7 protein-coding genes are annotated in these 11,366 nt (G+C 40.3%); 5 read left to right on the top strand and 2 right to left on the bottom strand.

From position 1 onward, the window contains the following. On the bottom strand, window positions 1–744 hold a 744-nt coding region (locus ACEW8O_RS10205), incomplete at its 3' end, for a DUF748 domain-containing protein (RefSeq protein ID WP_373494527.1). A 355-nt stretch (window positions 745–1,099) separates the two neighbouring features. On the opposite strand from ACEW8O_RS10205, the gene ACEW8O_RS10200 reads away from it, so the two are divergent. After that, window positions 1,100–3,316 (top strand): family 10 glycosylhydrolase, encoded by a 2,217-nt coding sequence (locus ACEW8O_RS10200; protein WP_373494526.1) that lies wholly within the window; start codon window positions 1,100–1,102, stop codon window positions 3,314–3,316. A 147-nt stretch (window positions 3,317–3,463) separates the two neighbouring features. On the opposite strand, the gene lepB is transcribed toward ACEW8O_RS10200, so the two are convergent. After that, on the bottom strand, window positions 3,464–4,555 hold the full coding sequence (lepB, locus tag ACEW8O_RS10195) for a signal peptidase I (protein ID WP_373494525.1): 1,092 nt from the start codon (window positions 4,553–4,555) through the stop codon (window positions 3,464–3,466). A 712-nt stretch (window positions 4,556–5,267) separates the two neighbouring features. Between lepB and ACEW8O_RS10190 the strand changes: the two genes are divergently transcribed. From ACEW8O_RS10190 to ACEW8O_RS10175, 4 genes are all read left to right on the top strand, one after another. Next, window positions 5,268–5,606, top strand: coding sequence for a PadR family transcriptional regulator (locus ACEW8O_RS10190; protein WP_373494524.1), 339 nt, complete (start codon window positions 5,268–5,270; stop codon window positions 5,604–5,606). A gap of 34 nt (window positions 5,607–5,640) precedes the next feature. Beyond that, window positions 5,641–6,378 carry a hypothetical protein gene (locus ACEW8O_RS10185; protein WP_373494523.1) on the top strand — a complete coding sequence of 246 codons (738 nt, stop codon included), beginning with the start codon at window positions 5,641–5,643 and terminating at the stop codon, window positions 6,376–6,378. Window positions 6,379–6,397: 19 nt separating this feature from the next. Further along, the gene (locus tag ACEW8O_RS10180) at window positions 6,398–9,037 is read left to right on the top strand and encodes an ABC transporter permease (RefSeq protein WP_373494522.1); all 2,640 of its coding nucleotides are present in this window, start codon (window positions 6,398–6,400) and stop codon (window positions 9,035–9,037) included. 1 nt (window position 9,038) lies between these two features. Beyond that, window positions 9,039–11,366 (top strand): ABC transporter permease (locus tag ACEW8O_RS10175; protein WP_373494521.1); only part of this gene is annotated, 2,328 nt, incomplete at its 3' end.

Genomic DNA, 11,366 nt, shown 5'->3' with positions numbered 1-11,366 from the left:
CTCATTGTAAACACTCAGCATTCCACTTTCCAGTTCAAGGTTGGCATAAGCTTCGATAAAATTGTTGAACTTCACCAAATCGATGTCCTCAAAAGCCAGGTTTAGATCGAAATCCGGGATTTCTTTCAAAATGTTCACATGCATTTCCATATGCATACTGCCTTCACCCATTGCCTTGGAATCTATAAGTATATAACCCGGAAGGACTTTTTCCTCATCCTCAACATTACTTAGATTCTCGCCAAAAAGATTAAAATCATCGAAATATACATCCACTTTAGGATCTACAGTAGGATCCAGATAGGATATCTTGGTGTTGGTGATCTTCAGATTGTTGATCTGAATGGGATTGAACTCCTGAATTTGTTCGGCAAAATGAAGTCTGGGTTCTTTTTCTTTCTCCTCCTCCTTTAACACAGTCAAATTGACCTTAAGGGAATCCATAGCTATTTCAGAGACAATTTTACCCTTTAAAAGAGCCCGCCAGTCTAGGCTGAAATCCAAAATAGGAATAACGATAAAAGGTGTTTCGGGATCCTCCGAAGCTTCTTCATATATGACAAGGGCTCCAATATTAAATGCACCCTTATAAAGACCCATGGACAGGTCATCGATAGATCCATGATAACCCTCTATGTTTGCCAATGCCTTATTGATCTGATTCTTGGCGATGTATGGTAACATTAGCCGAATTACAATCAACAGCACTAAGATCGATATCAATACGATATATCTTTTTTTCATTTTCCCTGAATTTTCTTGCATGAAAATCCAACTACCATGCCATAGCAGCAGAAATCTAATACTTGCCTCCCATATCATAAGTTCTCCATCTCTATATATTCTGTCGATAGCAAATTGTGACACTTTAACCCCCGATTGGATATAAAGTGGGTTATTTTTTTTCACCTTTTACACAATTTTAAGAATCTCCAACCAAATTGGATAACCTGCCTATTGGAACCCCTTGTTGCGCTTAGATTTGGGACAATGGCTAGTCAACATGGGTTTTTAGAAGGAGAATATTTCGAATTGATTGCTTTTGAGGGCAATAAGATGTTTATTATGAGAGAAAAATAAGAGACTTCTTTCTTGATGTATGGAATTGAAATTCGATAAAGCCTACAGACCTCAAATCTTAACTCAGATTCATGCTATGACTTGGAGTCATGGCATGAATAAACCTCAAAGGCATAGCCTGAATATCCTAACCACTGTTTTGGTGTTGCTATTTTTGATACCTATTAATGCAAAAGCGCAGTCAATGGATTGGCCGGACAGTATTGGGTGGTGGAAGGCAAATAATCTTAGGGTGATCCAAACCAACCTTCCTGCCTATGAAGCTGCTACACTTGATCCGGATTCGCTCGTTGCGGATTTGATCCATTTTTCTGCCAATACCCTAATCATCAATGCCGGGGGAATCATGTCTTTTTATCCGACCAAATTGGAATACCATTACACGAACCCCTACATGAAAGAGAATATGTTGGGTGACGTGATCGAAAAATGTCATGAGAATGGAATCAGGGTCATTGTCAGGTTTGATTTTAGTAGGGCGCATAAAAGTGTTTTTGAAAAACATCCTGACTGGTTTTACATTTCTCCCCAAGGCGAGCACATTACCAATGAGAATCTTTATACCATTTCCATCAATGCCCCTTATGAACAGGAACAGCTTTTTAATATTGTTGAAGAAGTCATAGACCTCTATCCCATTGATGGGGTTTTTATCAATATGCCAGGGTATCAGACTAGAAATCCCTACATCGGAAAGTATTATGGAATTGACCAAAACCCTTACGACAAAAAACGCTTTGCCGAATACAGTGGAGGTTTGTCCCTGCCGCTTGAAGAAGATAGGACTGATCCGGTATTCAGAAAATATGAGGAATTTAAAAAGTTTACAGCAGATGATCTCATCAGGCGGTTGAATGAACTGGTCAAATCCAAAAATGAACAAATTGCCATCTGTACTTATTCAGAAGATCATGTTGACATTATCCGGCATGAGTCCCAAACAAACACTTTACCTTATTGGCTATACAATGCTTCTGACAATGTCAGCAATACCAGAAATTCTTATCCTGATCATATAGTCAGTAATGCCAGTATTCAGCAGATATCATTTCAATCCAGGTACAATGCCGTGGAACCTGCAGAAGTAGTCATCCGGCTTTATGAAAACATAGCCAATGGTTCAGGACTGGATCTGAGTTTGATGGGAGATTTCAGGGGCTATGAAGATGAGAGGAATTTTGATGTTTTTCAGAGAATCTATGCACATCACAAGAAGTTTGAACCTTATTTTGGAAATTATACCTCAGCTGCCCAAATAGCTGTTATTGCTCCGGGTTCCTGGCCTTCCGGTGATGCGGCACAGGAATACAGGGGAATCCAATTGATGCTGAAAGAAGCCCATATCCAATACGATATCATCGAAAACAGTCAGATCGGTAATCTGGAAAATTCTCTGAAAAAATACAGGTTGATCATTTTACCAGAGATTGTCAGTCTGGACAATGCCTCATTGGAAGCTTTGGAAAGGATTGGCAAAAACGGCCCCAACATTATTGCCACAAACAGATCCCTTACCGATCATCCGGAAACATTATGGAAAATGTTTGGCGCCAAAATCAAAAATATGGATCATGATGGGGCAGGGTATTACCTTCAACCGGAAAATAAGAAACTGTTTACCCGATTTGAGAAGCAACACCTGTTATTCTGGAAATTCAACCTGGGGCTTTATGATTTTGAAGGTTCGGATGAATCCCAAATGCCGATTTTCACTCCCGGTATTCCTGGGCCACCTGAAATCATTGGAGGTCATGAGCCAACTGGATTTTATGCTGTTGGTATAAAAAATCATAACAATAGCAAGGCGGTGCTCATGCCAATCAATTTAGGCAAATTGTATTTTCTACATGGTTACGAACAACATAAAAATATACTGTTGGACCTAATTGATTATGTTTTTCCTGAAGTGGATCAGCTTATTAAGACAGATGCCCATCCCCGGGGTGAAGTGATTTTTCAGCATTTTGCCTATAACACTCCAGAAAATTTTGGTAAGGAAGTCAATGATGGAATGATTCTTCATTTGGTCAACCTTACAGGTTTCAGTGGGAATACCTATTTCAATCCATTGCCTGTTTATGAAACAACATTTGATGTGAAAGTTGATTTCAGCCCCAAGCGCATTTGGAGCATGGTTGGGGAAATTGATATTACCTTTGAATATCACAATGGGAGGGTCAAATTCAAAGTGGAAAGATTGGATGAATTCGATGGGATAGTGATGGAGAGGAAATAGTCACGCTTCTCGTAATTTGCAATTTCGGTATAAAGATATTCATGCCATGACTTCGAGTCATGGCATGAATAAATTAGCTTCTCGTAATTTGCAATTGCGAGAACAGATAAATCGGAATTTGTAATTCCAGTATTCCAGAAATGTAAGCTATTGAATCCTTGAAAATATCCGTTCCCAACGCACCTTGTCGAATCCCTCTCCATGCTCGTTTTTTGAAAATATAACCATGACCGGTTTGCCTACGATATGGCTCTCCGGCACAAATCCCCAATACCTGGAATCAATGGAATTGTCCCTGCTATCACCCATCATAAAATAATAACCTTGTATGAAAGTGTAATTTTCCACCTTGTTTCCATTGATTTCCAATTTCCCATCTGTGATTTTCACGGTTTTATTGCCCTCATATTTTTCAATCAGTTCACCGTAAAAGTCCAGTGACTTTTCGTTGATCTCGATGGTCATACCTTTTTGTGGCAGGGCCAATGGACCGTAATTGTTCAGGTTCCAAGTGTTGTTCATCGTATTTGGAAATAGGGGGAATCCAACAGGTGAATCCGAACCGGTTTCGATTGAGACTATGTAGGGAGCTTTTTTTATATCTTTCAATTGTTCATTAGTCAAGAACATGCCGTATTTGATTCTTTTTCCCTTTGTATATCCTGAATGCCAAAAATCATCCTCATCCAATCCAATATAGTCCAAGTGATGTGGCTGCAGGGGGTATTCGGAAATGACATGATATTGATACTTCATCCCGGGAGGATTGGCCATTGCTTCATCATTGATAAAAATCTGCCGATCCCTGATTTCAAACACATCACCTGCGACTGCAACACAACGCTTCACCAAAAAGGTCATCAGGTCATCGGGACGGTCTGTTGGATCGAGCAAATCTTTAGGGGTATTGAAAACTACTATTTCACCTCTCTCAACATTTCTTAAACCAGGGATTCGGTAGGAGGGGAGTTGGATCCAATCAAGGTAGGAGGGTATTTCAGAGCCCCATATTTTCTGATGCGTCAATGGAACCTGTAGTGGGGTTTGAGGAGTCCTTGCTCCATAATGTACTTTGCTGACTAAGATGTAATCTCCCACCAAGAGAGAATTTTCCATCGATCCGGTAGGAATGACATAAGCTTCTGCCAATGACCAGCGAAACAAGGTGGCTACTACTACGGCAAATACAAGGGCATCTCGCCACTCGATTAGTTTGGATTTTTTTGGTTTGGATTTCATATAAAAGGGAAAAAGAAATATCGAAGTTATAACCTAGATAAAAGTAGCAGTTAGTTTTTATTAAAGCTATTCACCTTCAACGATTTAAGAGGATTTAACAATTCTTTTTTGGGGTATTGGTATTAGTTATTTTTGAAATCTGTGGGAATCTGAGAAATCTGTGAGCATGATCCCTCAAAGCCCCAATTTGTCCATTTTCTCTTTTTCATAATCCCCGTCTTCTGCGGGATACCTAAGTAGATGTCCAAAATTCCCAGACTCTTTGGCCAAAGCCCAGATCAGACTTTCACCTGCGGGGATATTTGTGGTGTTTGACCTGTATATTGGGTCTTCAAAAGCTTCATCCGCGTCAATGACATTTTCAGCAAAAACTGTCCCTTTTCATCTAATTTATTCGAACCAGTAACAAAAAAAATTGCTTTGATCCCTGCTTTGTCCAAATGTCCCAGCAGCTCATAAAAACAATCCCAATTTCGGACGATTTAGCACCGATCCGAACATCCCAAAAAATCCAAAAACCCCAATATAGGTCATTTGAACACTATTTTGTTTTGGCAAGGTTATTACTACAAATAGGAAAAAATGTCTTGCAAATGAATTCGAGCATATCACAGGCATCATACGGAGGGATATTATCCTAAATGCGAGATTCCCCAGATCCGCCGCGGCGGACGGGACAGGCTATGTGGCAAAAAAAATCAATTATAAACACATGAGAAAATACCAGTTAGGAGAATTCGAAGAAGTCGTCATGCTGACCGTAGGGGTCCTGTATGATGAGGCCTATGGGGTTTCCGTCAAAAAGGAAATTGAGAGCCGTCTTTCCCGTGGGGTCAGTGTAGGTGCCTTGCAAACAGCACTGAAAAGATTGGAAGAGAAAGGCTATCTCCGCTCAAGGGAAGGGGAGGCAACAGAAGAGAGGGCAGGCAGGCCCAAGAAATTCTTTCAGATCACCGCTTTGGGAAAAAGGGCATTGGAATACAACAAGAGCACCAGAGAAGAACTTTGGAATGCGATTCCTAAGGTTGCACTTGATGTGAAATTCGATTGACCACAATTATCATTGACCTATTAATAATGTACCTATGAAACTATTATTCAAATCTTGCACACTTGCATTGTTATTTGTTTGCTTTGGCACCAACCTGATGGCGCAGAAAAAGCAAATCCTGGTTGATGTTGCTCATGGTCAAAAATTCTATAGCGATCCTGCCAACAGGATTTCAACCGAATTAGTGCCCACTCAGCGGCTTGAATATATGACAGGCGAGCTCGCAAAAAACGCTGCCACCCACAATGCTGAAATAACCTTTTTAAAGGCATCCATTACATCAGAAGTATTGTCCAAAGTAGACTTGCTTTTCATACATGTTCCTTCAATTAAATATTCAGAGGCTGAATGCAAAGCAATCCATCATTTTTTGGAAAAGGGTGGTTCGCTATTTATTGCAATTGAGGAGGATTTTTGGGCCACGTTGGATCAGATAAATGCGAACGACTTAGTGTCACCGTTCGGTATAAAATTCTTTTCTAACAATCCGGATCAAACGGTTGGAGGTTATTCCACAGCAGGAACGGTTACGAAGAAAAAATATGCTATCCCATTTCACGGAGCACGTCTGGTGGATGGAGGTGCGCCATTCGCATTTAGTAACCGATCCGAACCAAGCTCTTTTGCAGTCTTCACCGAGATAAAGGGTGGGGGCAAAATCATTGCGATGGGCGAAGCTATGGTATCCCTTTACATGACGAGCTGGCAAGAGGTAAACAATTACGAATGCGCTCCATTTATGGAGGATGTGATTGGTTGGCTTTTGAAATAATTCATTCTATCAGAAAAAATTGAAACCTAATTCAAAATATCCGCCCCGTCTCCCCCTCCGCTTCTTCCGCTGGTTTTGCCATCCGGATTTGAGGGATAGCATTGAAGGGGATTTGATAGAGTTGTATGGAGAAAGGGTAGCGGAGCTCGGGAAAAGAAAAGCGGATTGGAAGTTTGCAAAAGATGTATTGCTGTTGTTCCGGCCAGGGATTGTCAAAAAATTAGAAGGATATCAACCAGTAAATAATACTGCTATGTATAAGAGTTATTTTAAAATTGGATGGAGGAATATCAATCGCCATAAAGGATTGACTTTTCTAAATATGACCGGATTGGCCATTGGAATAGCATCCTGTTTATTTATTTCCTTTTTTGTAATGAATGAGATGGGATATGATAGTTATCATCGAGATTCAGACCGCATTTATCGAGTCGCTGTTGATATTCAGAGTAGCGAAAGCAACAGGCTTTTTGCACTTACCTGTGGTCCCCTCGGACTGGCTCTTGAAAGAGATTTTTCTGAGGTAGAAGCATCAGTTCGAATGTGGAGATGGGATAATCTACTGGTAAAAAATGGAGAAGAAAACACTTTCTATGAAGACAATTATTTCTTGGTCGATCCAAGTATCTTTGATGTTTTGACTATTCCGCTTCTCAAAGGTGATCCGAAAACAGCATTAAACCGGCCTTCCACATTGATCATCGCGGAAGTAACCGCCAAAAAGTATTTCGGAGATGAAGATCCTATTGGTAAAACCCTTCAGGTCAATGATGAAGAGTTTGAAGTAACCGGGGTCATGGAAAAGCTACCAAATAATAGTCATTTGAATTTCAACTTCATTACTTCTTTTGCGACCTTAGAAAGCAAAGAATGGTTTGCAGGGACAATTGAAAATTGGCATTCAACCATGTTTTTAACTTACATCAAGGTGCACGAAAATGTGGATGTGGCCCTGTTTGAAGAAAGTGTGAAAAGTGCTGCCGATTCCTATGTTGGCGATATCATAAAGGAATGGGGAGTTTCCTATAATTTTTTCCTCCAACCTATCGAAAGCATTCACCTCCATTCCGATTTAAGTAATGAAGCAGAGCCTCCGGGAAGTGCTGTCAATGTGTATATTTTTATGGTTGTTGCGGTTTTGATTTTGCTGATCGCTTCTTTGAACTATATCAATCTCACTACTGCCCAATCATCCAACCGCGCCAAGGAAGTCGGTGTACGCAAAGCGGTAGGGGCGGGAAAAGCCAAAATTTTCAATCAGTTTATCATTGAATCTTTGATGTTGACATCTTTGGCACTGATCTTTGCAATCCTGATTGTTTTTGCAACACACCCACTTTTTGAAATGTTGACGGGTCAATCCAATAGTTTGAGAGAGGTATTTACCCCTCGTTTTATCTCGGTAATGTTAGGATTGACCCTTTTGGTAGGTCTTGCCTCTGCGGTTTATCCTGCTTTGTTCTTATCCTCCTTTCGTCCGATAAGTGTCCTTAAAGGCACTTTGAATGTTGCGTCCAAAGGGATTTCTCTGCGAAAAGGATTGGTTGTCAGCCAGTTTACTATTTCATTGATCCTGATAGTAGGAACCCTCTCCGTTTATAGGCAATTGGAGTTTATGAAAGAACAAAACCTGGGCTTTGATCAGGAGCAAATTTTGGTTTTGCCTATCAGGGGAGGAGTTTCCATAGCAGACAGGTATGAACAGGTCAAAGATGAATTTCAGAAACATTCCTCCATTTCAAACATGTCTGCAACCTCTGAAATCCCCGGTAAGAGAGTTTACAACTTTGCCACAGGTCTCAGTGGAGAAGCAGATGATCAGGGACAATCTATGTATTATATGTTTGTGGATACTGACTTTATGAATACCTACGGGATAGAAATGGTAGCTGGTCGTCCGTTTAACAAAGTCATTCAGTCAGATACCGAATCTGCCTTCATGATCAATGAGAAAGCCGTTAGTGCATTTGGTTGGGAATCTCCTGAGGCTGCTATTGGCAAAAGAATGAATGCTGGCTTTGGCCGGGAGGGTGGCGAGATTGTTGGGGTGTACAAAGATTTCCATTATAGGTCTCTCCAAACCCCGATTGAACCTTTGGTATTGGCAATTGTCCCATTTAGGTTCAACTTTTTGAGTTTAAAATTAAACCCAGCCGAATTGTCCTCTACCATGGCATTTGTAGAAGATAAATGGAAGGAGCTATTTCCGGGAAGTCCTTTTGAATATTCATTTTTGGACGAGGAGTTTGACAGGCAATATGCCGCGGATGAAAAAATCGGCCGGACATTTCTGGTTTTCACAGGCATAGCCATTTTGATTGCCTGTATGGGCTTATTTGGACTGGCATCCTTTATTGCACAGCAAAAGACAAAGGAAATTGGCATCCGGAAAGTTTTGGGAGCTTCGGTTTCGGGAATAGTTGCCATGCTCTCAAGCGACATCGTCAAACTGGTAATTGTATCAGCTATTATATCGACACCTTTAGCTTATTTATTGGTAAGGAAATGGCTGGAAAATTTCGCTTTCCACATTGAAATCGGCTGGACAACATTTGTGATTGCAGGAGTTACAATTATGGCAATTGCACTCTTGACCATCAGTTCACAAGCCATAAGGACGGCTATGATAAACCCTGTTAGGAGCCTAAGGTCGGAATAACATGAAAACCAATCCTCCCAAACTCCCCCGCCGCTTCTTCCGTTGGTTTTGCCATCCGGATTTGAGGGATTCTATCGAAGGAGATCTGGTGGAGCTGTATGGGGAAAGGGTAGGGGAGATCGGGAAAAGGAAGGCTGATTGGAAGTTTGTAAAGGATGTATTGCTGCTTTTCCGACCAGGGATTGTCAAAAAAATGGAAGGATTTCAACCTGTAAATAAAAATGGTATGTATAGAAATTATCTGAAAGTTTCTTTTCGCGTTTTCAACAAGGAAAGGATGTATAGCCTGATCAATGTTTCAGGTTTGGCACTTGGATTCACTTGTTGTCTCTTGATTTTTCTCTTTATCAAAGATGAATTAAGCTACGATGATTTTCACCAAGACAATGATCAGATTTATAGGGTGGCATCTGCTTATTTGAGGCAGGGAAAATGGGAACCCTATTCTTCCAATTCTTGGAAAACCGCAGAGCTCATCAAAGCTAATTTTGGGGAAATCGAACAAATGGTAAGAATTAGGGATGACAAAGAAGTGGTTGAATATGGGGATAAGAAAATTATCGAAAGCAGGATTGCTTATGTGGAGGATAATTTTTTTGATGTTTTTAATTTCCCCCTGATTGAAGGAAGTCCTACAGAAGCTTTGAAAGGCACCAACAAAGTTGTCATTTCTGAATCAACTGCCACCAAATATTTTGGTACGGAAGCGGCAATGGGGAAAGTTTTTGAGGTGGGAGATGGAGCCTTACAAGTTCAGGTAAGCGGTGTAATGGAAGATATGCCTCCAAATTCACATTTCCATTTTGATTTTCTTATTTCAGGTGAAACACAAAGTCTAGTATCTCCACCTGAATTATTTACCCATGCTGGTTGGGATTCCCAATATGTTTATATCAAAACAGAGCCTGGAGTTGATCCTAAAACCATTGAGACTAGGTTTCCCGGCTTCATCAATGATAACCTTGGTATTTTTAATTCCGACAATTTTAAGTTGTTTCTCCAGCCCCTCACTTCCATCCACCTCGAATCCAACAATGGACTAGAGATAGAACCAAATGGTAGTATGAAAAATGTTTACATCTTTTCGGTAATAGCGATTTTTATCTTATTCATTGCCTGTATCAACTATATGAATCTGACAACTGCCCGCTCACTTCGAAGGGCCAAAGAAGTTGGAATGAGAAAGGTGCTGGGGGCAAAGCGTTCAGATTTAATCAATCAATTTTTGACCGAGTCCGGTATGATGACTTTCCTTGCATTGCTAATTGCATTCGGAATTTCAGTCTTGGTTTTGGACAAATTCAATCAGTTTGCTGGCAAGGCGATTTCACATGAACTTCTATTTCGGCCTGAAATAATTTTATCTCTTTTATTGGCATTTGTGGTAATTGGTTTGTTATCAGGCTCCTATCCCTCCCTGATCCTATCTTCCTTTAAGCCACTGAACAGCATGAAAGGTGGTAGCAATAAGGGCAAATCCGGATTTTTATTCAGAAAAGGACTGGTAATAGTTCAGTTTGTTATTTCCATAGGATTAATTGCTGCCACAGTGATAGTGTTCCAACAATGGAATTTTTTGAAAACAAAGGAATTGGGAATCAATGAAGAAAATGTAATAACCATTCCACTTCAAACCATGGAAAGGAGCAAATTAGATGTTTTTAAAAACGAACTTTTCGAAAATTCTTCCATAAAACAGGTAGGTACTTCCAATATGAAAATGCCAGGATGGATATCCAATAGCACACCTTACTTAGCACAGGATGAAGTAGTGGATCAGGAGGTGGGCAAGACGATGAAGATCATCAGGGTTGATATGGATTTTCTTGCAACGACAGAGGCCGAAATCATTGGCGGCAGGGATTTTAACAAGGATTTTCCTGCTGATCAAACATCTTCCGTGGTTTTGAATGAATCAGCTATTGTTCAGCTTGAGTGGGAAGAACCAATAGGAAAGTGGATTGAATTAAATGGGCAAAAGTACACAGTTATTGGGCTTGTTAAGGATTTCCATTTTGAATCCTTGCACAGAGAAATTCCCCCGACGATTTTTATCCCTTCTACAGATTGGTTGAATTTTGCCTACATCAGAATTGGGAATGAAAATATGCAAACTTCCCTTAAGCACATAGAGAAAGTTTATTCAGGCTATGTCCCCAATAGGGACTTCAGTTATACATTTATGAATGAAGATATGGAACAACAATATTTGGCTGAGGAGAAATTCGCACAAATATTTTCAATCTTCACAGTACTAGCAATCGTCATTGCATGTCTGGGCACATTTGGGCTGATTTCCTTTGCTGCGGAGAGAAAGTCAAAGGAAATT

Origin of the sequence: Aquiflexum sp., from assembly GCF_041749095.1 — a bacterium.
Taxonomy (GTDB): domain Bacteria; phylum Bacteroidota; class Bacteroidia; order Cytophagales; family Cyclobacteriaceae; genus Aquiflexum.
Note: the sequence above shows the minus strand (reverse complement) of the source record. Positions and strands in the feature narration are given on the sequence as shown.